Here is a 23693-nt window from a genome sequence, read left to right on the forward strand (position 1 = left end):
ATTTTATAGAAATTATATTTGCCTTTTCTGATATAATAGTATTTATTATACAGGAGGGGTTATTTTTGAATAGAAAATTTTTAACCTTAGGTTTAATTTTAATAATGAGTTTAACTGCTTGTAGTAGCGGTAAAGATAGTAGTGAGCCTTCAGAAACTTCAAAAAGTACTGAACAAGTATTAAATAAGGAAAGTGAAATTTCAGAAAATCAGCTAAAGGTTGCTAAGGAGTATTTAAGCGAGTACAGTTCTTCTTCTAATGGTTTAATTAAGACAAAGTTAGATGAAAAGAACAAGGTTGTTGAAGTTGTTATACAGCGTGTTGCTGCTATAGAAAACCCTGATGATGTAAGAAATGGAATTAAGAGTATTAGTGAATTTTTCAAAGGTGCTGTTGGTGAAGGTTTTACTATAAGAATGTATTATTTAGACGATTCTAATAGTAATTTAGTTGTGGCTAAAGATGGAGAGATAGTAGAGGATAATTTAGAGGAGTATTTAAAAAACAATCCTTCTAAAAAATCTGATGCTAATACTTTTCTTAAGCAGTATGTTGAGGGAGCTAATTCAACTAGTATAGATTTTGTTAAGACTGAGTATGACGAGAACTCTAATACGTTTTTTATTGTTGTTGAAGAAGGTAAGAATGTCGATAGTGAGATGTTAAGACAAGCTGTAACTGTTTCTACAAATGATATTTTTAATTATGTTGGAGAGGGGTATTTTGTAAAACTTGTTTATAAGAACAAAAAAGATAATCCTTTGATTCTTGCAAAAGATGGCAAAATTGTACAGGACATATTGAAGTAGACTCATTAATAGAGTATATTTTTTTGCTAAAGTATTATACAATATGAAGTATAGTTTGATTAATATGGTTGGAGGTATTCTTTTGAAGAAGTATCTGTTAATTTTGGCAATGACAATGTCTATGGTGTTTGTCGTTACAGCTTGTAAAGGCAAAGATGACAATGATAATATAAAAGAAACTTTAGGGGTAAAAGAAACTAAAACTAGTGAATCTAGTGTAGTAGATAGTACTGAGAGTTTGGAAGATATTAAAGAGAGAGAAAAATATCATGATATATGTAGTAAGTTTCTTTATTTGAAAAAAGACATGAAAAAAGAAGAGGTTGATTCTATTCTTGGTGAAAAAGGCAAGGAAACACTTAAATCAAAACGCTCTACTATTTATGAGTACTATGGAAAGGTTCAAGTTACTTTTAGAGATGATAAATTGTGTGGGAAGAATCAATCTGATTTAATTACTAGTTTTGTAAATGCCAGTAACCACCTTAGTTTAAAGATGTTTGAACAAGTTAAAGAAGGTATGTCTGTTGATGAAGTTAAAGATATTTTAGGTGATGGAGTTTTAACTTCTGAAGATTATTTAAATAATTTTACTACTTCTGCTTATGTGTATTATGGTGAAGATAATACTAATATAAGAATTTCCTTTAATGATGGAGTTGTTGCTATTAAGACACAACTTGGATTAGAGTAATTTATAGAAAACAGTAAATTTAATTTGATATTAAGCTACTTTTGAGTAGCTTTTTTAGTAAAAAGAGTTTTAATTGTTTTATGATTATGGATATTATGTAAGGGAGAGTTTTATGAAAAAAGTTTTTAGAATATTATTACTTACTACTATAATAGCAGTTGTTTTTAGCGGATGTGGTGACAAGGTAAAAAGAAGCAAGGGAGATGTTCCTACCGAAGATGAAGTTGAAGTTGCAGAGTATTATTCAGAAATTTTAGAAAATGCAAAAAATGAGTATATAGATAAAGGTTATAGCGAGAGTTCTTCAGATGAAACGGCTAATATACTTGAAAAGATTTCAAATGATGCTCAAGAAAAAGTTGGTAAGAAATACGATTTAGAACCTAAGGAAGTGGAAGAAATATTCTTGAAAGTATTTAGCCATAAATATAAAGAAGGTAAGTAGTAAGGACTATGGCATATATTTTGTTTCATGTAAATATAGAAAAGATATGGTATAGTAGTGATATATAACAATTATTGGAGGTTAATACATGAAGAAGAAATTATTGATTTTAGGATTAATTATGGTTATGGCTTTTACAGCATGTGGCGACAATAAGTCCAAAGATGAAGATCCTACTAAAGTTGCTGAAAACAAGAAGGAAGATGGTAAAAAAACTTCAAAAAAAGAACTTAAAGCAGGAGAAACTTGGGAGGTTGAAGGTCAGTGGAAAGTAACAGTTGATTCAGTTACAGTTACAAAAGAAAGAAATGAATATTCTGATAAAAAACCTGAAGAAGTTGTAATAGTTAAGTACACATATGAAAATTTAGGGTACGAAAGTGATATTCAAGATTTGTTTATTACACCTAGTGGAGTTATAGACGGTAAAGGTGAGATGGGTGAAATATACCCAGCTAATATTAGTGTATACCCTAAGCCAACTCCAGTTGGAGCAAAGACAGTAGATGCAGAAGAGGCTTTTGGTATAAACAATGCTAGTGATACTGTAAAAGTAATATTTGAAATATATGATGTTAATTCTACACAACATAAAGCTACTTTTGAATGTCCAGTAACTAAATAAATTTTAAAAGCTACTATTTATAGTAGCTTTTTTATTGCAGAATTGTTAACCAAGCGATAAAATATATAATGTAAATATTTATTTTATATGATATAGTGATATAATAGAGTAATTATTGGGAGGTTAATATATGAAAAAGAAGTTGTTGTTTTTAGGGTTAATTATGATGTTCGTTTTAACTGCGTGTGGAAAGGATATAGAAGGTTATAAGAAAGAGATTTACACACCTATAAAAGAAAATGTTGAAAAATTAGATAAATCATTAGGCGATTACATAGCAAAAGTAGAAGAGCTTAGAAATTCAGCAGACAGCATAACATTATTAGATACTGATGAATTTTCGACAGACTTAAAAAAGATTGAAGAAAATGTCAATAAAATTAAAGATTTAGAATCTTTTGAGGATGAACAGAAAAAACAGCTTAAGGAAATTAAAAGTGATTTTAAAACGGTTGTAGATGACATTTCTACAGCAAGGTTGGATGCAAAAGAAATATATCAAACAGTAAATTCAGAAGCAATGAAACCTGAATATAATAAAAAAATTAAGTCTATAAATGAAAATTTAGATAAATTGTTAGAAAAATTTACTAAGCTTAACAAAGAATATGAAATTACAGATAAAATTGAGATAAAAAATAAAATTGGAGAATTTAAGGAACCAGACAAAGTTGCTGGACAGTTAACTGCAAGAGAAGATAAAATAATGGAAAATTATCTAACTATCTTAAATTCCGAAAAAAATTCTCAAAAAGGTCTAAAAACAGAACTTGATAAGGATACTAAAACATTATCAATTGTTTTTGCAAATAATTATTATATAGCAGATAAAGGTGCGGCAAAAACTTCTGCTGAAAGTATGTCTAAAACTTTGTCTACTCTAGTAGGTAAGGGATTTACTGTACAAATAGTACAGGATAATAAAAGAGATAATCCATTTATAGCAATTAAAGATGGAGAAATTGTAGTAGATAATTTAAAATAATAGATTAAGCAATTACCAAAAGGTAGTTGCTTTTTTTATGACCTAACAGAAATCTATGATTTCGTGGTAGGTCAGCAGACTGTTAAAACCAAATCAAGATTTGGAAAACAGGTTGCATCAGTTCTATAAACAAAATCGTAGATTTTGATAGAACTAGAAAACACAAAGCTTTCCAAAGAGCAAAGCGATTTGAAGAAAGCGACTGCGTCTTGTGGTGAGTTATTACATAGAATGTATCAAGGGTATATCTTAAGTTATGACCTAATCCATTTTATGAAATAGACTATTAAAATCAAAGATTTTTATTTATTTGAAGGTATGTAAATATAAAAAATTACATTAATGTGGTATATTAATACTATATATAATCGTAGGGGGATAACTAATGAAAAAGAAATTTTTGATTTTAGGGTTAATAATGGTTATGGCATTTACAGCTTGTGGAGATAAAAAAGACAAAGAAACTGAAAATCCTTCAGGCGTTAATGAAATAACTAGTGAAGAAGAAAAAGATATTAATGAATTTTTAGAAGGATTCAACAAAGATCCAAATACTTTATTTTCAGCAGAATTAGTAAAAGAAGATAGAACTATAAATATTGAGATTTTAAGTCAAAAAACAAAGCTTAATGTAGAAGTACTAAGAAACTCAATTAATAATATTAGCAAGGCTTTTGTAGGAGAAATTTCAAAGGGCTTTACAATAAAACTTTACTATAAAGGAGAAGAAAATACTCCATTAATGATTGTCAAAGACGAAAAAGTTATAGAAGACAATTTTGAAGAATATCTTAGAAATAATCCAGATAAAGAAGATAAAACAAAAAAAGAATAGTTATTACAAAGCAGTTACCAAAAGGTAGTTGCTTTTTTTATGATCTAACAGAAATCTATGATTTCGTGGTAGGACAGCAGACTGTTAAAACCAAATCGAGATTTGGAAAACAGGTTGCATCAGTTCTATAAACAAAATCGTAGATTTTGATAGAACTAGAAAACACAAAGCTTTCCAAAGAGCAGAGCGATTTGAAGAAAGCGACTGCGTCTTGAGGTAAGTTGTTACATAGAATGTGATAAAAAGGTGGTTTAGTAAATAAAAATTTTTAACTTTGTAGTAGGGTAAGCATAAAAAACTTTATTAAACGAACAATGTATTTTATAAATTTTATAAAAAAGTATAAGAATGTAAAAATATATCAGTATGGTATAGTAATGTTGTATATAAAAATACTGAGGAGGTTTACATATGAAAAAAAAGTTGTTAATCTTAGGTCTAATTATGATGATGGCTTTTACAGGATGTGGCAAAAACACAGAAGAGTATAAGGAAAAGATTTATACTCCAGTAAAAGAAAACGTTGAAAAATTAAATGATATTATGGGTGATTATCTTACAAGAACTGAGGAAATGAGAAAAGGTAATGATAATACTGAAGAAACTACACTAAAAGGATTTTTTGAAGAACTTGAAGCAATTGAAAAAGATATGTCCAAAATAAAACCGATAGATTCTTTCAAAGACGAAGAGAAAAAAGAATTTGAAGAAATACTAAGTGAATTTAAAAATGGAGCTGAAAGTATTAATGAAACAGCAGGAGATTTAATTTCATTATATGTACTTGGTGGAACAGATAAACGAATAGAAGAATACGAAGAAAAGAGCAAGGCTGCAAATGACTCTTTAGATAAATTTTCAAAGAAATTCAATGAATTAAATAAAAAATTTGATATTAAAGAAGAAATAAAAATAGAGAATAGAACTACTGAGTATAAAGAAAAGGAAATTACAAAAGTACCATTAACTGCAAAAGAAGAACTTTTAATGGGAGCATATTTAGAAGGAATGAACGAATCTAAAGATAAAGGAATTAGTGCGGAATTTGACAAGGAGAATAGAACATTTTATGTTGTATTTAGAGATGACCTTAATATCACCGATGCAGAAATTATAAGAAAAACCACTAGAACAACATCTAGCACTATATCAAATCAGATAGCAAAAGAAGTTACTGTTAAAATAGTGTATGATGGTAAGAGAGATGAGCCATTACTGACGGCATTAGATGGATTAATAATAGAAGATAATATATAGTAAAAATATAGATTAAGCAATTACCAAAAGGTAGTTGCTTTTTTATTTTCAAATTCTTTGTAACAAATTACTACAAGTACGCAGTAGACTTATACAAAATCAGAGATTTTGGAAGTCTTTGCGTTTGACCTACCTGTAAAATCATAGATTTTGGGTTAGGTCATAAGCCCAAAACTACTGTATGGCTATAAAAGAATGTAGGAATTACAGTCAAACAAGACTTATGCGTACATGCATCTGACCTACTTTTGTTTTCTTTACAAACAAAGTTAGGTCAAGAAAAAAGGAGGAATTATTATGAATAATTTTTTACCAATGGATTTACAGCTTTTTGCTGAAAGCACAGAGGGGGCTGCAGAACCTGAAGTAGCTAAGGCAGAAACGACTGAAGATGTCATTGAGGGAAAAACTTTCACTCAAGACGATGTTAATGGCATTGTCAAAGGTAGGGTTGAAAGGGCAACAAGAGATTTGGAAAGACAAGTTAACGATTTGAAAGCTAAGTTAGGTATTCAAGAAGGGTCAGAAGAATTTAAAGAAAATATTTTACAAGAGAGTGACAGCGAACTTGAAACTTTGAGGCAGGAAAATCTACAACTTAAGTTAACTAATGTTGCAACTAAGGCTTTAGAAGAAAAGGGTTTTGACGTGGATGAGAAAATACTCGGCATTGTCGTAAGAGAAGACGAGGAATCTACAAAGGAAGCGGTTAAGACTATGAATAGTCTTGTTGAAAGTTTAGTTAACAAAAAAATCAAAGAAAGCGCTAGGGAGTCTACTCCAAAGGCTGGTAGTGGTACTTCTGGTGGTGCAAGAAAATTTAGTATGAGCGACTTTGCAAGCAAACAAAGAATAGCAAAGTAGCTTAAAAAAGGAGAGATGAATTTTGACAATACAAACTTTTAATCCTGACCATACTTTGGTCAGCGATTTTAGAGAGGGAAGAATTCCTTCTGCACAAGGGGAGTTAATTTTAAAAGACGTAATAAGCAATTCTGTTATTATGCAATTAGGTAAGTACGAAGAAATGAAAGATGCAGCAGGTAAGCCTGTTATGAAAAAGACTTTCAGTTATTTAGCTGAAGGGCCAGGAGCTTACTGGGTTAATGAAACTGAGAAGATTAAAACTTCAACTGCTAAGTGGTTACATGTTGATATGGTGGCTAAAAAGTTAGCTGTTATTATTCCTATTTCTAAGGAGTTTTTATATTATACTGTAACTGACTTTTTCAACGAAATGCAACCAAAGATAGCTGAGGCTTTTTATAAGAAATTTGATGAGGCGGGTATTTTAGGAATTAATAATCCATTTGCTCAGTCTATTGAAAAGTCTGTGGCTAGTTCTTCAAATAAATTAGTTGGTGACATTTCTTATGACAATGTTTTAGCTTTGGGAGATTTAGTTTTAGAAGATGACATTGAGCCAAATGCTTTTATTTCTAAGGCACAAAATAGAACTGCTTTAAGAGGGGCAGCATTAGTTGAAAATGGAGTTATTCAAGAAATTTATGACAAAACAACTGACACTATTGACGGACTTCCTTCTGTAAACTTAAAGTCTGCTGAAATGAAGAAAGGTACACTTTACACAGGAGATTTTGACCATTTATACTATGGTATTCCTTGGGAATTAGAGTATACAATTTCAGAAGAAGCTCAGCTTTCTACTATAACTAACGAAGATGGTACTCCTGTTAACTTATTTGAACAAGATATGGTTGCTTTAAAAGCGACAATGCACGTTGGGTTAACTATCGTTAAAGATGAGGCGTTTGCTAAGTTAGAGCCAAAAGCTGAATAAGAAGAAATAGAGGTAGTAACATGAACCAAATAGGTGAAAGAATAAAGGTACTACTGGGAGATGTTGACGAAAATCAGGTTAATGTTTTAGTTGAACTGGTTGAAAGTCAACTTGTTAATAAATTAAAAGTCTATAACGAAGAGATTAAAGCTATTCCACTTTGTCTAGAGTATATAGTTGTAGAAACTGTCATAGCTAGGTTTAACTACTTGGGAAGTGAAGGCATGAGTTCAGAGTCTGTTGAGGGACATTCTATGAGTTTTTACGAAAACTATCTCAATAGATTTGACGATGATATAAAACTATGGGCAGAAGTAGAAGGTCTTACAGATAATGGTAAGGGAAAAGTGATGTTTCTATGAGATGTGATAAATTAATATACCTTTGTATAAATGGTGAAGAAGTTTACGATGAAACAACTGGTGATTATGTTACAAAAGAGCCTGTAAAGTACAAAAGATATGCAAATATTAACGATATGGGCGATGAAAAAATGGATATGTTACTTGGTAAAATCACAGTAGGAGCTTTGACTATTAGACTGAATAATGCTTTTGATGAAGACATAGACTACATTGAGTACAACGGTGAAAATTACGAAATTAAACAAAGGAAGAAACTTGGAAACAAAGAGAGTTTTCAAGTGGTAAAAAAGGCGTGAAAATTACAGGTTTAGACAAACTATTAGAGGGGATTTCTAACAGGCAAAAAATAGATGAAAAAGTAAAGAGTGTCGTTAGTAGAAATACTTCTGAAATGAAACAAAAAGCTGTAAACTATGCACCAGTTGACACTGGAGAACTTCAAAGAAACATAACAGAAGAAAGCATAAACAGTGGTTTTACTGGAATAGTTTCAAGCAATGTAGAATATGCAAAAGCACAAGAGTATGGTACTAGGTTTCAAACTGGAACACCACATATTGGACCAGCATTTCACAACCAAAAAGACAAATTTATTAATGATTTGAAAAATGTTATAAAAGAATAGAGGTGGTTTATGTATTCACCACAACAAGAAATATTTACGCTTTGCAGGCAAAAAGCTATTGAAGTAATAGGGAAGGACAACGTCTACGATTATCTACCAGGTACAGTTAACTATCCTTTCTTTTTTATTGGAGAGGCATTTAGCCAAGACAAAGCAAACAAAACTGCCGTGTTTGGTAAAGTTCAACAAACAATACACTTGTACCACAACGACTACAAAAAGCGTGGTACTTTTGAAAAATTAATAGTAGAATTAAAAACTAAGTTGAGGGAAGTAAAAAATACACCTCATTTTTTTGTGTCAATTTTAGATATAACAAGTAGAATTTTACCAGATAACTCGGCAAGTTCTCCACTTTTACACGGAGTGATAGAAGTGGAGTTTAGGTTTTACTAGATTTAAATTATTAAAATTCAAATAATCTTCTATGTTATAATATAATGGAAAATATATTATACATAGGAGGATGTTGTGAAAAAGAAAGTATTGATTTTATGTTTAGCGATTGTGATGTTATTTACGGCTTGTGGAGGAAAGGACAAGACTAAAGAAACAGAGGGAATTAAAGAAACAGAGGTAAATGCAAGTGAAGATGAAGAAATCGTAGCATATTTTAAAAAGCTAAATGATGAAATAAATGCAGATGAAGAGTCTTTAATAATCTTTAGTTATGATAGTTCTACAAAGACTGAGATAGTAAAAGAGAAAGATAATGTTGATGTTCCTTTAACAGAGAAATTGAAGAATAGTATTGTTGGAATGTCTGAAGCCTACATGTCTGAAATAGGTAAAGGATATAAAGTAGAGTACAGAAATAAAAAAGATGAAGTTTTACTACAAGTGTTAGATGGGAAGATAACAAAAGAAACTAAGACTAAGGAAACTTCTAATAAATCTGAAAATACCGAATTAGTAACTAATGACTATAAATTTGAATTTAAAGATTTTGAAGTATTAGATAGTAAGTTTGGTGACGGTAAAAAAATGCTAGTAATTACCTTAAATTATACTAATAATAGTTCAGAACCTCAAGATCCTTGGACAGCTTTAGTATATTCCGCAGTTGCTGAGCAGGAGACAGATATATCTGTTGAAAGTTTAAATGGAGGAAACTCATATATACCAGATAGCTATAAACCAGAAGCTGTTGATTTATGGATGACCAAAATTAAACCCAATACAACAGTTGAAGTGGTGTTATCATTTGAACTTGTAAATACTAATCCTGTGAAAATAATGGATAGAACAACTAAAGGAAGTAAATTTATAAAAGAAGTAGCAGTTCAATAAAACAAAGATTATTTTAAAGGATACTTTTATTACAATAAAATAAGTTAAAAAAACAATTGCTTTAAGCAGTTGTTTTTTATTATATACTATCAAACATAAAAATATTAATTCATATGATATAATTAGTATAATATATTATACTAGGGGGAATTTATGAAGAAAAAAATATTGGTTTTATGTTTGGCTATAATGATGTTATTCACAGCTTGTGGTAACGGAGATGAAAAAAAAGAAACTAAAGAAAAGACGACAGCAGAGGCTACAACTAAGACGACAGAAATTGCAACAAATGAAATGGAGCCTTCTACAGAAGTAGATAAGCCAACAGAAGAAGAAATAAAAATTTTCGATTATTACAGAGGAAAACATAGCGAATTATCTGAAACCTTGGCAAAGAAATACGCTCAAAAAGGAGCTTCAGCAGATGTCCTTAAACAAATGCAAGAAGAAGTAATAAAAGAAGAAGAAGTTTTAATGGAGCAAGTAGCAAAAGAATATGGTAAAACAATAGATGAAATTAAAGATATTTTATTTAAAGTTGGAAGATACCAAACAATTAGCGAAGAATAAATATGAGAAACTATCCGAAAGGGTAGTTTTTTTAATACAAAAAATTAAAGGAGAGATAAAATTATGGCAATAGTAGCAAAACAAGGTAAAAATCAAGTATTATTATGGAGATTATTAGAAGAGGCAAGCACAAAAGTAGCTGCTAAATTAGCGTTCCAAGAGGAACATTCAAAAGAAGGTTCTGTTGAAGGTGGAGATACAAAAGTAACAAAAGATGGTCCAATAGCTGGAGAAGGAACAATAACAGAAGAAGTACCTTTTACTTCAACTATGGGAAAAGGAGACCCAACAGCAGAAATGTTAGAAGAAGCATTTTACAGCCAAAAATTGTTAGAGCTTTGGGAAGTAGATGTAACTGAAAAAGACGCTGAAGGAAAATACCCAGCAGAATATAGACAAGGAAGATTAAATTCATTAACAATATCTGCATCTGTAGAAGACACAGTAATGTTAGAAGGAACTTTCATAACAAATGGAACAAGACAAAAAGGTGGAGTAACACTATCTTTAGACCAAGAAGAAGCAATACAATACGCTTTCAGAGATACTGATAAACTTGGTGGAACTGAAGCCTAAAAGAAATAAGAGAATAGGGAAGAATTAAAAGGCAATTACTTTTTGGTAATTGCCTTTTTAATACAAAAAATGAGTAATAGGTACAGCAGCTTCCTAGCTAAATAAAGCTTGGGGAAGCCTTGCAAATTCTTGTTCCATCAAAATCTTTGGTTTTGTTTATGGAACAGATGCAACTTGTTGCCCAAATTTTAATTTGGTTGCAACAGTCTGCTAACCTATCTACTATTTACTTTGTGAATAGGATTAGATTAATAACAGTAGCTTCCTAGCCAAGTAAAACTTGGGGAAGCCTTGCATATAACCTACCTACTATTTACTTCATAAATAGGGTTAGGTCAATAATAGGAGAGTGTAATTTTATGATTTTAAATATAAATGGAAAAGACTATGAAATAAGATTTGGATTTGCAGCAATAGACTATTTAGATAAACAGTATTTTGTTGAAGCTTCAGGAATAAAACTAGGACAAGGTATAGGTATGGCGTACACTTACCTAAACGCACAAAGTCCAGTAGCTATTTTGCATGTAATAAGAGCAGGTACAATAACAGAAAAACAACAACCATCAACAGCAGACATAGAAAAATTTGTAGAAGAAACAGCAGAAAAAGATGGAATAAGTAAACTATTTAAAGAATTGGCAGCGGAGCTAAAAAAGCAACCTCTTACCAAAGCAACCGTAGCAGCGTACGACAAAAACATGAAAGAAGCAGCGAAGAAGGCTTAACCTATTTCGAGGCGTTGGTAAGTGTCCTTAGGTATTACCCAAACATGACAGTTTTAGAAGCAAGACGAGTTACACTTGCGGAGTTTGAAGTAATGACCGAAGCTCACATGCTACGGAGAGTGGACAATCAGTTTGACATTCATTTACAAGCTTGGGCAAATGCGCAAGCACAAGCAACAGATAAACGAGGGAGAGCTTATTTCAAAACCTTTGATAAGTTCTTTGACTATGAAAAAATGTTGAAAAAAGTAAAAGGAGAAGACGAAGTATTTGAAATTAATAAAATAAATACAGACTTTTATAAAAAATTAAGTGAAATAAACAAGAAATAATATTCTAAAGTAAGATAATAAATGTTTTATATACCTTAATTAAAAGTTTGTACATATGGTTTTTCCTTCAATGTGATATGATAATATTATATCATTTTAAAATAGGAGGAAGATTACATATGAAAAAGAAACTTTTGATTTTAGGTTTAATTATGACTTTTGCACTTACAGCTTGTGGTGGAAAAGATAAAGAGGATATAAAAACTTCAGCAGAAGTTACCGAAAAAAAAGAAAAATTAACAAAAGAAGAGATAGAATACATTAATTATTGTATAGAGGTATATAATGAAAAAGAAACAGGACAAGTTGTAAAACTTGATGAAAAAAATAGAACTGTTAATTTTATATTAGATTCTTCTTTAGTAATTACAGATGCTGAAGGTTTAAAAGAATCTTACACTAATTTAGCTAAAGTCTTCTCAGCAGACATAAAGGACTTTAATATAAAATTTTACTTTGAAGATGATGTGAAAAATCCTTTATTAGTGTTCAAAGATGGAAAAATATATAAGGATGATTTTGATAAATACTTAAAAGAACATCCTGAGAAAAAAGAAGAAAATCAACTAGGATTAAATGGAAAAGATAAAAATAAATATGAAACAAAATTTGCCAACTTTGAATTTATATCTTTTGATGTTATGGAAAGTAATTTAACAAACAAAGCTCCATTAATAGTTTTAACTATAAATATTACAAATAACCAAGATGAAGAAATGACTCCGGTTATTTTGATGAGTGTGGTCTTTGACTTATATCAAAAAGATTCTAATCTAGATAATGCAGAATTATTCGCTGGAAGTCCAGAAATTCCTAAAAGTTTTAAGCCGGAATTGCATAAATATAATGAAAAAATAAAACCAGGAGAAACTTTTGAAACTGTTGTTGCCTATAGCTTATTTAATACAGAAAGAGTAGTTAAAATTATAGATTCAAAAACTAGTGGAAAGGATTTTAATATGGCAGTTAAAATTAAATAAAACAAAGAAACAATTACCGAAAGGTAGTTGTTTTTTTATTGCAAAAATAAGGGAAGTGAAAATATGAAAAATAAAAGAAAACTTGCCCAAGTAAAAAAGGAGGTGAAAAAATATGTCAGATTATAGTGTAGAGGCTATATTAACTGCTGATGTAAGTAGTTTTGCAAAAGGTTTTAAAGAGGCAGGGAAAACTATAAAATTATTTGATAAAATTTTTTCTAATAGTTTAAAAAACCTAGAAAATATAGAGAAAACTATAAATAAAAACTTAATTACACCTATTAGAGCTGTTGATATAAATGTAAAAAAATTATCAGGGAATTTTAATAACTATATGACAAGTATAAGTGGGAGCATAGGAAAGGTTAGCAGTAGTTTTAGTATGCTTAGAATTAATGTTATTAGAGAAGTTGACACTATGAAATCAAAAGTAGGAGAATTATCTAATACTTTAGAAAATCTAGGAGTTGATACAGAAGTTTCAGGAGGAACTATAAATCTTATATTTGTAGGTATTGGAACAACTACAAAAGATGCTACAAAGATAATAGGAGATTCTACGACTAATATGGCTTCTTATATAGGAGGAAAACCAGTTGATGCTTTGGGAAATTTAGATGGAGGATTTTTAGATGTTTTAAATACGTCAGGAGATGTAGCGGGTTCTTTAGGTAATATTCTAGGTCTTATTAAAAATTTTCTTCCAGAAGGAATGAGTTTTACAGAAATAATAAAAAAGATACCAACATTATTAAGCAAAATTCCACCACAAGCAATTTTGGGGGTAGTTGCAATTGCTGCATTAATGGCAGTATTTACAAAAGCTTACGAAGATGGAAAAAATAAAGTTATAAGTTCATCAGATATCATTAGTGATAAAGTATCGGAAACAAGTAAATTGGCAACAGAAGATTTTTTACTTATGTCTAGTACAGCTAGAGAATCGTTTAACTACTTAGCTAAAGATAGTGAAGGATTTTCTGAAAGTATGAAAAATAGCGTTATGGATAATTTTACCACAATGAAAGAAGGAGTATTAACAACTTTAGATGAGCAACTAAATAAGTCATTAGAGCTTGAGAAAAAATCACTTGAAAAACAAAAAGGATTAACTAACGAGGAAAAGGCGAATAGACTTGCAAGCATAATAGATACTTACGAACAGGAAAAATCTATAGTAGAAAGCGGAAGTAGTACAATAAATAGCATTTTAGAAAAAGCTAGTCAAGAACATAGACAACTTACAGAAGAAGAAAAAGAAAATGTAAATGCTATTCAAGAAGAAATGTATGAGGCAGGTGTAATTAGTTTAGCAGATAGTGTTAAAGATGCAGATAATATTAGGAAAGATGCTAATAAAAAATCGGAAGAAACAACGGCATTAGGTTTGGAGAAAATTCTTGAACTAGAAAAAAGCAAAAGAGATGAGACTGTTTCACTTGCCAAAGAAAGTTATGAACAAAAGTTAAAGGAAGCAGAAATAGGATTAAATTCAGAAAATGAAAGCATAAGGAAAGCTGCTGAAAATAAGAAAAAATCTGCAAAAGAAACAAAAGATACCATAATAAATGCAGCAAAAGATGAATATACAAATTTACTTAACTATGCACGAAGAAAAACTGATGGTTTAATTAATGAAGATGGGAAAATTATGACAAGCCATGAAAAGATGCAACAATCTTTTGCAGAAAGCATGGAAATTTCTAAAAGAACACAAACAGTAGATGTTACAAATCGTAAGAAAGCAGCAGATTTTATAAAGGAAACTACTAGAGATGTAGTAGAAGAAGTAAGATTTGGAAATGAAAAAATGGCAGATTCTACTATAGATTCAAATGAAAAAATATTAAATTCTTATAAAAAAGAATTTCCTGCAATTGCTGAAGTTACTGATGAATCTTTAGAAAAAGCAGAAGCAGTTATGAAAGGAAAAGATTACTCTTCATCAATGCAAAATTTAATGAATACAGCGGTAACGGGTGGAGAGATAGGAATAGAAGATTTGGGAGATATAGCAGATATTCCACTAGATGAATTAATGAATACCATTTTAGGCTCAGATTATTCATCATCATCAAGTGAGATGACAGGGAAAATAGTTACTGGAGCAGAAGATGGCATTTCAGATTTAAACCCTATTATTATGGATGAGATTAGCAATGTTGAAACTAGTCTACAAGGAAAAGATTTAACTGATTCAGGGACTCAAACAGCTACTTCTTTTGTTGATGCATTTATCCAAAAGTTAGGTGAACTACCTAATAAAATTGCAGAGGAACTTAATAAAGTAACTGAAGATATTAAATCTAAGGCTGAGTCTTTTAAAAGTGCAGGTACTTCTATTATTGAAGCAATAGTTAGTGGAATTGCTTCTAGTGATTCTTCTTTAGGAACTGTTGGAAATAAAATTGTTCAAACTATTTCCAAATCTATTATTTCTAATTCTTTAGCATTAATGATTGTAGGAGTTAGTATTATTACTGCGATTTTAACGGGAATTACAATGAGTGTTCCACTTTTAATGACATCTGGGGTTACTATTATTACAGCGATTATAAGTTCTATTACTTCTCAAACTGAACTTCTTACATCAACGGGAATTTCTATTATAAGTTCTATTATTACAGGTATTATAACAGCGACACCTATGCTAATGGTTGTAGGTGCTAGTATTGCTACAGTTATTTCTACTGCTATTATTTCACAGTTAGGTTTGCTTTCTACTGTTGGGGTTTCCATTGGTCAAACTTTAGTTAGTAGTATTATGAATGGTCTTACTACTTTACCTATTATTGGGATTTACGTTGCATCTGCAATTTCTACTGCTATTTCTTCAGCAAAGGCTGTCGCTATGAGCGGTGGTATTAGTGTTGGACTTACTACTAGTAAGGGTATTTCCACAGGAATTACTAGCGGAAGTGGAATGATTGTTGGAGCTATGAATTCTTTAAATTCTAAGATTACTTCAACTATGACTAGAACTGCAAGTCAGGTTAAATCTCAGTCTAGTCAAATGATGAACGGAATGGCTCAAGCTGTTAGTCAAGGAGCAAGTAAAGCTACAACTGAGTTTACTAAACTTTCTAGCAAGAGTATTCAACAAATAAACCAAATGTCTAAAAATATTACTCAACAAGTTAAGACTATGATGTTACAGTTTAATAATAATATTAAGTCAGGTATGAGTTCGGCGGTTTCAAATATTTCTTCAGGAGTTAATAATATGGTTAGTAAGGTAAGGTCTTACTATTCAAGTTTTAGTTCCGCTGGAAGTTATTTAATGAGTGGTTTAGCAAATGGTATTAGTAGTGGAAGAAGTAAAGTTATATCTGCTGCAGTAAATGTTATGAACCAAGCTGTTGCAAGAGCAAAGGCTGCAGCGGAGATTCATTCTCCTTCTAGAGTTATGATGGAAGTTGGTAAGTTCTTTGATATGGGTCTTGAAAAAGGTATTGATAAAAATGGAAAAGGTGTAGTTGGTGCTGCAGAAAGTTTAATGGACAGTCTTGTTAGGGTTTACAGCGGAGAAGATTTTGATTTTGCTGGTAAACTTGGTAATTTAAATACCGACTTTAACAAAGATATTACTCATAGACTTGCTGACAATAGAACTAGTCCTCAACCACTTGAATTTGTTTTACAAATGGGAAGTAAGGCTTACAAGGGGTTTGTTAAGGATATTAAGAAAACAAGTGACGATATTGTTCACTTAGAAGAAGTTTACGGATATTAGGAGGTGGTAAATTGTATAAATTTGTAGATATTGACGAAGCAGCTAATAATAGTGATATGTCTATTCAGACGATAGTAAATGGTTTTAACTTGGATAAGACTATTAATGGGTTTACCACTCTCAAGGTAAACGGAAGAGAGTTAATTGGTAGAAATATTTCTACTCAAGATTTTAAAGCTGTTTCTGGTGGAGGAAAAAGAGAAACTTCTAGAAATTACAAAAGTGGTTCTTTTGGAACTAACAGATTTCTAGGTAGTTCTCTACCTTCTAGAACTATAGAAGTTGAATTTATGTTAAGGGCTGAGAGTAACAAGGAATTTAGACAAGTTTGCGAAATGTTGAATTTCTACCTTCACAATGAACAAATGTCTGTTCAGTTTACAGACGACTTGGCTTATGAATATATAGGTACTTTGACTGCTGTGTCAGATATTGACGCTGTTAGTAATAGTATTGTTGGTAGTTTTTCTATTGAATGTTCAGAACCGTTTAAATATTCGGCGAATGAGAAGGTATTTGAATTTGATACTACAGGTAAATTTAATTACAAATCATTATATCCTGTTATTATAAATAAGATAATTGTTGAAGTAGAAGGAGAGAGTGAGTATTTTAGAATAATTAACTATACAACTGAAAGTAGTGTAGTTATAGATACACCAATAAAAAAAGGTGATGTCGTTGAAGTAGATATGAAAGATCAAACTGTTCTATTGAATTCTGAAGATGTTATTTCAAAACTTGCTTTAGACAGCCAGTTAGAAGATTTTCTCATTTTAGGAGAAGATAATATCGTTTGTGATTCACCTTGTAAAGCTAAGATTTTCTTTGTGGAAAGGAGATTGTAATGCTTTATCTATTTGACAGAAAAGAAGTGTTAAGGGTCAAACTAAAAAGAGATGACTTGTTGGAGTGTATTCAAGTAGAGGGGATTAACGAAACTACAACATTATCTTTTTCTATAAGGTTAGATGCTTTATACAAAATGGAAAATATTGAAATAGTTGGTCACGAAGATGTAAATAACAATGGAACATACCAATTATACAAGATAATTGAAAGTAAGATTATAGAAAACAGGGTTGACTATCAAGGTATATTATTACCTTTTTATGAATTGACAGGATATGGATATGTGGCAGATAAAAAAGCGGATAATATTAAGATAGAAGATGCTATGGAAATGGTGTTAGCCGGTTCAAGATGGGAAGTTGGGATAGTAAAAACAGAAGAAAAAGGTGCAATTAATTTTTATCGTACAACTAGATTAGAAGCAATATCTAAAATACTTGAAACATGGGAAATAGAACTTAATTATAGGGTTTCAATAGAAGGTAGTAAGATAGTTAATAGATATGTAGATATATATAAAGAACGAGGTCGAGAGACAAATAAAAGGTTTGTTGAGGGACATAAAGCATTAGAAATTGTTAAAGAAATTACAGATGTTGATTTGTATACTGCAATTTTGCCAAGAGGTAAAACTTTAGACTCTGGTAGTGATAAATCTGACAAAAGAATAGAAATAGGAAGTGTTTCTTGGAGCACTGAAAATAAAGATCCATTAAATAAACCTGTTGGACAAATATGGTTGGAAGATTATGAAATGACAGAGAAGTATGGGTATTCCGACAATACTCCTAGGTTTAAAATTGTAGAATATAATGATATTGAAGATGCTACTGAACTAATAAATGCTGCATATAGAGATTTAAAGCTAAATAGTAGTCCGAAGGTTCAATTTAGACTTAAAGCTATGGGAGCAGAAGGTTTAGAAATAGGAGATAAAGTAGGAGTAATTAGAAGATCTGTAAATATTGTTTACACAACTAGAGTATTTAGAGTTACAAGAGATTTAATAGGTGGAGAAGTAACAGAAATTGAATTTGGAGACAATATTGACTACTCTCAGTCAGTAAAAAACAAAAGATTATTAAACAAAATAAATAAAGCAGCTTCTATATCACAAATAAGTTCTATTAGAGCTATGTTAGAAACTAATAATGTTGAAATAAGCAATAATATTGAAACAATAGAATTTATTCAAGGGGAAGTTGGTAAATTAAAAACAGAATTAGAGGAAATTAAGAATAAGATTAGTGATGATTAAACACCTTTAAGGTGTTTTTTTATTACAAAGGAGGTTTTAAATATGGGAGTAATGCCAGAATTTAAAAGAACTATATACGAAGTGAGGTTTGATGATAGTTACACACAACCCTTATATGCTATACAGGGAGAAACAGGAAGAACATATCAATTTATACCTGTCGGATTAAATGATTTTACTATAGATATAGAAAATATTGGACTTAAAATGGCTATAAAAGTTGAAGATGTAGAGGTTGGATTAATAGATGGAAAACCTGACGGTAAAGGTAGCTTTGAAGTTAAAATACCAAGAGGCTATTTGAATAAATCTGATATGCATGCCAAATATCAATTATTTTTGATAAATCTTTATGAGAAAGGCGAAACTTTAGGATCTGTTGCAGGAGATTTTAGAATATACCCTAATGAATACTACACAGGTAGTGGCATTAACACTTTAACAAACTTGGAAGAAGTAGTAGCTATATATGAAAATGTTATGAATATTGGAGAAAATCTAGAATCTGTAGAAGATATATCTGGTAAAGCTAAGGAAATAGACGCTTTAATAGTATTACTTAAAGATATGTATAACAACAGCGATATAACGGCTATCAATAATAGATTTGACGAAGTTTATCGCCAAGTACAAGAGGTTAAAGGTATAGCTAATTCTTTTACAGAGGGGATAAATGAAGAAATACAAGAATTAAAAACATCTATAGATGGTGCTTTAAAAGTAGTGAAGTATGAACAAATTCCAAGAAAGAATGGATATTCAGGATACTATATTGTTTATAGTAATGGATATTGTAAAGCTTTGATTAAAAGAAAAGAAAAGAGAGCTTTTAATGTAACCGCAACCAACTCTGGGACAACAACAACTATTTATACTGGAGATTATATTTTAAAATTTCCAGTTATTTTTAGAGAATATCCTTTTACAAGTCTAGCTCGTTCTAAATGGGGAACTGGAAATAGTTGGGGGTTTGTACAAGATAGCAATAGTAAATCACAAGTTGAAATAAGAGCTATAGAAAACTTTAAAAGAACAGCTGATACAGATATGAGTTTAGAAATAATGGTTGAAGGATTTGTGGATTTAAACACAAATTATATAAATACAAATTTTTAAATAGAATACTGAGAAAAAGGAGGAAGAATGATAAAACTTAAAGTCAATCACGAAGGAAAACTTACAAATGAAATAAAAACCTCAGGGCTTCAGCAAGGTGAACAGCTTTTTAGAACTATACAAATAACCACTCCTAAATTTATACAAGGAGTAGATATTAGTGGGTACGATGTAAAATTAATAATGAGGTTAAATGGAGAAAAATATACTTTTGACTTAGAACTTCAAAAAGAAAAAACTGACTCATTAAAATACAAATACGATGTTTTTCCAGGACTTACAAGTAGTGTTGAAGAATTTGAAATATGTGTACTTTGGGTTTACGGAGGATATCAATATATTTCTAATATACTAAAAATTAAAGTTAATAAAACTCTACTTTCTGGAGAAATAAAAGACATTAATGAATACCTAAAAGATTATAAATTTGAGATTGAAAATATAATGAATATTTCAAAAATAGTAAAGGAAGAAGAAGGTAAAAGAAAAATTACATTTGATTCATGGACTGAAGAATTTGATGGTTTTGTAGAAAGAGATAAAGAATACAAAAACAATGAAATTCTGAGAATAGAAAATGAATATAAAAGAATATTAGATGAAAATAAAAGAATAGCTGAAGAGAATACAAGAGTTTCATCTGAAAAAAATAGGGTTTCAAATTTCGATACTTGGACGACAAAATTTAATGAATTTGTAGAGAAAAACAAGGGCTATGAAAATAACGAAACTCAAAGAGTAGCAAATGAAAACTATAGGGTTTCAGCGGAAAATACAAGACTTGGTTCTGAAGAGAACAGAATATCTAATTTTAAATCTTGGGCATTACAATTCCAAGATTTTATTACTAATGATGCAAATCATACTTATAACGAATCTCGAAGAATTGAAAAAATGAAAGAGATTATAACTATTTGGGAAGAGATTAAAAGTGAATTATCAGGTGGAGATTTAGGAGATATAGTATTAGAACTTAGCAAGATAAAAAACACTATTTCAAACCATGTAAAAACAATGGCTGTTAATAATATAGACAATACTATAGAAGTTTTTTTGGAAAAAGACACCGCTACACCGACCTTTAAATTGAATTTACCAAAAGGGTTTAGTGGTAGTTATAATGATTTGATAGACAAGCCAGTTTCGTCAATATATGAAGGACCAAATTCAACTATGCATAGATTTGGTAATTTAGTAAATTTAACAGTAAGATCAGGTACAGATATAGCAACGTTAAGAACATATGTGTTTCCAATAATTTATAGACCTTCTATAAACAAGTATGCTTCCGTTAGTTATCATAATACAACAACATCTATAGCTATATATAATTTTGAAATAACGACAGCAGGAAAAATAAATGTTGATTTTACAACAATTGAAAATACTGGTGTTCAAACTAATAGAACAACTGGACAAATATGGAAGAATTTGTCAGTAACATATTCAATTTAGCAAGATATTAATATTTTATTAAATACGATTTATAGAAAGGAGGAAACAAGGTTATGATAAATTTTACAGAAATGTTTAAAAATATATGGTTACAAGTAATACTTGCGTTAATCTTATTAGATATATTTACAGGAGTATTTAAAGCAGTTAAGTATAAAAAGTTAAACAGCAGTTTTGGAATACAAGGGCTAGGTAAACACCTAGCCTTTTTCTTTGTAGTAATTTTTGCAACATATGTACTTAAAGTTACAAAACTGGAGATTTGGTTATATGCAATTTACATTATATATGCTGTATTTTATTCAACATCAATTTGTGAAAATGCATATGAGGCAGGCTGGAAAATACCAAAGTTTGTATTAAAAAATTTATTAGTTTATCAAAAAGCAATAGACGAAGGAGATTTAAGTATAGTATTAAACGTTGTAAACAAGACAAACAAAGGTATTATTACAGAAAAAGATATAGAAAAGAAAACAACCTTAACAGAAGAAGAAAGTAAAAAGCTAAAAGAATTACTAGAAAAAGCAAAGCTTGTAGAGTCAGAGGTGAAAAATTAATGACATACACACCACCATATAATGTATGGACAGATGGAAAAATAAAAGTACTACTAGACCCAGGACACGGTAATGACGATAGAGGTTATATTGATGGACTGTACAAAACAGAGGGAGAAAGTAACTTAGCCTTTGCAAAAAAATTAAAATCAGAACTAGAAAAGTACGGAATAGTAGTTGGAATGACTAGGACAACTCTTAAAGAAGACCCTAGTCTTGCAAAGCGTGGTCAAATGGGTAAAGGATATGACTTACTTCTATCAATACACACTAACGCTTTTAATGGTACTGCAAATGGAACAGAAACCTATGATGATACAAACTCAAAGTTTTCTAACAAAGAATTAGCAACACTTATTAACAACACAATAGTTAAAGTGTTAGGAACTAAAGACAGAGGAGTAAAGTATTGGAAACTATCTAATGGTAAGAATTATTTTGGTGTACTTAGAAACAATTCAGCTATTAATGGAATGTTAATAGAACACGCTTTTCACGACAATAAGTCAGATGTTAAAAAATGGGAATCCAACCAAAATAAACTAGCTAGTGAACTAGCTAAATCACTTGCTAGTTACTATGGTTTAACAGTTACAACAACACCAAGTCCTACAACAGCGGACATTAACATAATAGGTAAAACATCACTTACTAAATACCAAATGTTAACCTACTGCAATTCTAAAAATACAGCTCCTAAGTTAAATACTAATTTAGACAATCTAATAGACCTATACATTAAAGAAGGAGAAGTTGAGGGAGTAGATGGAGCGGTAGCATTTGTACAAGCGATGCACGAAACAGGGTACTTTAAATTCGGTGGAGACGTAGACTGGAAACAAAACAATTACGCTGGAATAGGAGCAACAGGAAACGGTGCAAAAGGAAATACTTTCTCTAATCCACAAATAGGAGTAAGAGCACAAATACAACATTTAAAAGCATATGCAAGTACAGAGTCTTTAAAACAAGAATGTGTAGACCCTAGATTTAAGTATGTAACTAGAGGAACATCTCCTACAATATTTGGACTTGCTGGAACATGGGCTGCAGATAAAGACTATGGAACAAAGCTACTAAGTATATACAACCATACAAAAGCAGTAGAAACAGTAGACAATCAACCAATACCAGAAGAAGAAAGGTTGAAGGGCAGAGTATTTGTAACTTACGACAATACAGTTGATAAAGTTCAAGCAGATAGAATGCAAGCTCAACTAGGATACTATCCAGTAGACTTAAATAGTCCAAATGATTTAGTAAATGCCGACTATATTATTCACGTTGGAGGGGGAACTTCTCATAGTGCAGATATTACATTAACAGGAGTTAATAGACTTGAAACTGAAAACAAAGTAACAGAATTTATAAAGAAACAAAAAGGAGCATAGTATGGATATATTTATGGATATATTTGGCGGAACAATATTTTTAGCGACAATTCTTTTTATATTATTCTTGTATAAGACAATTAAAAATGAAGGTGTTAGAATTAATAACGAAATAGCAAGTAATGTACTAGATGATACAGTAGAAATAGCTTTTAGAGTAGTAGTGAATTTAACGCAAACAACAGTAGAAGAGCTTAAAGAAAATGACCGTTGGGACACAGGAATGGCAAGGGGAATATTTAAACAAGCGCTTCAAGAAGTAAAGTATCAACTTGGAGAATATAAATTAAAATTACTAGGAGAAAAGGTAGTGGATACAGATGCATATTTGAGCTCGCTAATAGAGTCAATTGTATATGAAACTAAAGTTTAAAATAATAATGTAATAAATTTAGTTTTTCTGTAAACTAA

27 protein-coding genes are annotated in these 23693 nt (G+C 30.4%); all 27 read left to right on the forward strand.

All coding sequences use genetic code 11. The features are described from left to right. The first annotated feature begins 65 nt into the window (after window positions 1–65). The 27 genes from CS899_RS09910 (at window position 66) to CS899_RS10040 (ending at window position 23655) form a co-directional block, all read left to right on the forward strand. Window positions 66–809, forward strand: a complete 744-nt coding sequence (locus CS899_RS09910; RefSeq protein WP_100066045.1) for a hypothetical protein — start codon at window positions 66–68, stop codon at window positions 807–809. Between the two features lie 82 nt (window positions 810–891). Then, window positions 892–1503, forward strand: coding sequence for a hypothetical protein (locus CS899_RS09915; RefSeq protein ID WP_129582302.1), 612 nt, complete (start codon window positions 892–894; stop codon window positions 1501–1503). A 112-nt stretch (window positions 1504–1615) separates the two neighbouring features. After that, entirely contained in the window at window positions 1616–1948 is a 333-nt protein-coding gene (locus CS899_RS09920) for a hypothetical protein (RefSeq protein WP_100066047.1), read from the forward strand. Window positions 1949–2036: 88 nt separating this feature from the next. Further along, window positions 2037–2573, forward strand: coding sequence for a hypothetical protein (locus CS899_RS09925; protein ID WP_100066048.1), 537 nt, complete (start codon window positions 2037–2039; stop codon window positions 2571–2573). A 130-nt stretch (window positions 2574–2703) separates the two neighbouring features. After that, a complete protein-coding gene (locus tag CS899_RS09930) occupies window positions 2704–3558 on the forward strand; it encodes a hypothetical protein (protein WP_100066049.1) in 855 nt (284 codons plus the stop codon). A 385-nt stretch (window positions 3559–3943) separates the two neighbouring features. Further along, window positions 3944–4393 (forward strand): hypothetical protein, encoded by a 450-nt coding sequence (locus tag CS899_RS09935; protein WP_100066050.1) that lies wholly within the window; start codon window positions 3944–3946, stop codon window positions 4391–4393. Between the two features lie 411 nt (window positions 4394–4804). Further along, window positions 4805–5650, forward strand: coding sequence for a hypothetical protein (locus CS899_RS09940; RefSeq protein WP_100066051.1), 846 nt, complete (start codon window positions 4805–4807; stop codon window positions 5648–5650). A 297-nt stretch (window positions 5651–5947) separates the two neighbouring features. After that, window positions 5948–6514: a capsid assembly scaffolding protein Gp46 family protein gene (locus CS899_RS09945; RefSeq protein WP_100066052.1), complete on the forward strand. Its 567-nt coding sequence runs from the start codon at window positions 5948–5950 to the stop codon at window positions 6512–6514. Between the two features lie 22 nt (window positions 6515–6536). Next, complete coding sequence (locus CS899_RS09950) at window positions 6537–7451, forward strand: phage major capsid protein (RefSeq protein ID WP_242491903.1); 915 nt, start codon at window positions 6537–6539, stop codon at window positions 7449–7451. A 20-nt stretch (window positions 7452–7471) separates the two neighbouring features. Then, window positions 7472–7813, forward strand: a complete 342-nt coding sequence (locus CS899_RS09955) for a phage head-tail connector protein (protein WP_100066054.1) — start codon at window positions 7472–7474, stop codon at window positions 7811–7813. After that, window positions 7810–8112 (forward strand): hypothetical protein, encoded by a 303-nt coding sequence (locus tag CS899_RS09960; protein ID WP_100066055.1) that lies wholly within the window; start codon window positions 7810–7812, stop codon window positions 8110–8112. The genes CS899_RS09955 and CS899_RS09960 overlap by 4 nt, the downstream gene beginning before the upstream one ends. Beyond that, window positions 8109–8441, forward strand: a complete 333-nt coding sequence (locus tag CS899_RS09965) for an HK97-gp10 family putative phage morphogenesis protein (RefSeq protein ID WP_100066056.1) — start codon at window positions 8109–8111, stop codon at window positions 8439–8441. Before CS899_RS09960 ends, CS899_RS09965 begins: the two co-directional genes overlap by 4 nt. A 9-nt stretch (window positions 8442–8450) precedes the next feature. Beyond that, entirely contained in the window at window positions 8451–8837 is a 387-nt protein-coding gene (locus CS899_RS09970) for a hypothetical protein (protein ID WP_100066057.1), read from the forward strand. A 75-nt stretch (window positions 8838–8912) separates the two neighbouring features. Further along, the gene (locus CS899_RS09975; protein WP_100066058.1) at window positions 8913–9731 is read left to right on the forward strand and encodes a DUF5067 domain-containing protein; all 819 of its coding nucleotides are present in this window, start codon (window positions 8913–8915) and stop codon (window positions 9729–9731) included. A 153-nt stretch (window positions 9732–9884) separates the two neighbouring features. Beyond that, window positions 9885–10301, forward strand: a complete 417-nt coding sequence (locus CS899_RS09980; protein ID WP_100066059.1) for a hypothetical protein — start codon at window positions 9885–9887, stop codon at window positions 10299–10301. A 63-nt stretch (window positions 10302–10364) separates the two neighbouring features. Then, entirely contained in the window at window positions 10365–10877 is a 513-nt protein-coding gene (locus CS899_RS09985; RefSeq protein WP_100066060.1) for a phage major tail protein, TP901-1 family, read from the forward strand. Between the two features lie 359 nt (window positions 10878–11236). Further along, window positions 11237–11605 (forward strand): tail assembly chaperone, encoded by a 369-nt coding sequence (locus CS899_RS09990; RefSeq protein WP_100066061.1) that lies wholly within the window; start codon window positions 11237–11239, stop codon window positions 11603–11605. Window positions 11606–11649: 44 nt separating this feature from the next. Then, window positions 11650–11937 carry a hypothetical protein gene (locus CS899_RS09995; protein WP_100066062.1) on the forward strand — a complete coding sequence of 96 codons (288 nt, stop codon included), beginning with the start codon at window positions 11650–11652 and terminating at the stop codon, window positions 11935–11937. Window positions 11938–12056: 119 nt separating this feature from the next. Next, a complete protein-coding gene (locus tag CS899_RS10000) occupies window positions 12057–12917 on the forward strand; it encodes a DUF5067 domain-containing protein (protein ID WP_100066063.1) in 861 nt (286 codons plus the stop codon). A gap of 112 nt (window positions 12918–13029) precedes the next feature. Next, window positions 13030–16650 carry a phage tail protein gene (locus tag CS899_RS10005; protein WP_100066064.1) on the forward strand — a complete coding sequence of 1207 codons (3621 nt, stop codon included), beginning with the start codon at window positions 13030–13032 and terminating at the stop codon, window positions 16648–16650. 11 nt (window positions 16651–16661) lie between these two features. Continuing rightward, window positions 16662–17498: a distal tail protein Dit gene (locus CS899_RS10010; protein ID WP_100066065.1), complete on the forward strand. Its 837-nt coding sequence runs from the start codon at window positions 16662–16664 to the stop codon at window positions 17496–17498. After that, window positions 17498–18760 (forward strand): phage tail spike protein, encoded by a 1263-nt coding sequence (locus CS899_RS10015; RefSeq protein ID WP_100066066.1) that lies wholly within the window; start codon window positions 17498–17500, stop codon window positions 18758–18760. The genes CS899_RS10010 and CS899_RS10015 overlap by 1 nt, the downstream gene beginning before the upstream one ends. A gap of 42 nt (window positions 18761–18802) precedes the next feature. Continuing rightward, complete coding sequence (locus tag CS899_RS10020) at window positions 18803–19876, forward strand: hypothetical protein (RefSeq protein ID WP_100066067.1); 1074 nt, start codon at window positions 18803–18805, stop codon at window positions 19874–19876. 27 nt (window positions 19877–19903) lie between these two features. Then, window positions 19904–21331 carry a hypothetical protein gene (locus CS899_RS10025; protein ID WP_100066068.1) on the forward strand — a complete coding sequence of 476 codons (1428 nt, stop codon included), beginning with the start codon at window positions 19904–19906 and terminating at the stop codon, window positions 21329–21331. Window positions 21332–21384: 53 nt separating this feature from the next. Continuing rightward, window positions 21385–21891, forward strand: a complete 507-nt coding sequence (locus tag CS899_RS10030; protein ID WP_100066069.1) for a phage holin family protein — start codon at window positions 21385–21387, stop codon at window positions 21889–21891. Beyond that, on the forward strand, window positions 21891–23282 hold the full coding sequence (locus CS899_RS10035) for an N-acetylmuramoyl-L-alanine amidase (RefSeq protein WP_100066070.1): 1392 nt from the start codon (window positions 21891–21893) through the stop codon (window positions 23280–23282). Before CS899_RS10030 ends, CS899_RS10035 begins: the two co-directional genes overlap by 1 nt. A gap of 1 nt (window position 23283) precedes the next feature. Continuing rightward, window positions 23284–23655: a hypothetical protein gene (locus CS899_RS10040; RefSeq protein WP_100066071.1), complete on the forward strand. Its 372-nt coding sequence runs from the start codon at window positions 23284–23286 to the stop codon at window positions 23653–23655. Window positions 23656–23693: the final 38 nt, after the last annotated feature.

Origin of the sequence: Miniphocaeibacter massiliensis, from assembly GCF_900232905.1 — a bacterium.
Taxonomy (GTDB): Bacteria; Bacillota; Clostridia; order Tissierellales; family Peptoniphilaceae; genus Miniphocaeibacter; species Miniphocaeibacter massiliensis.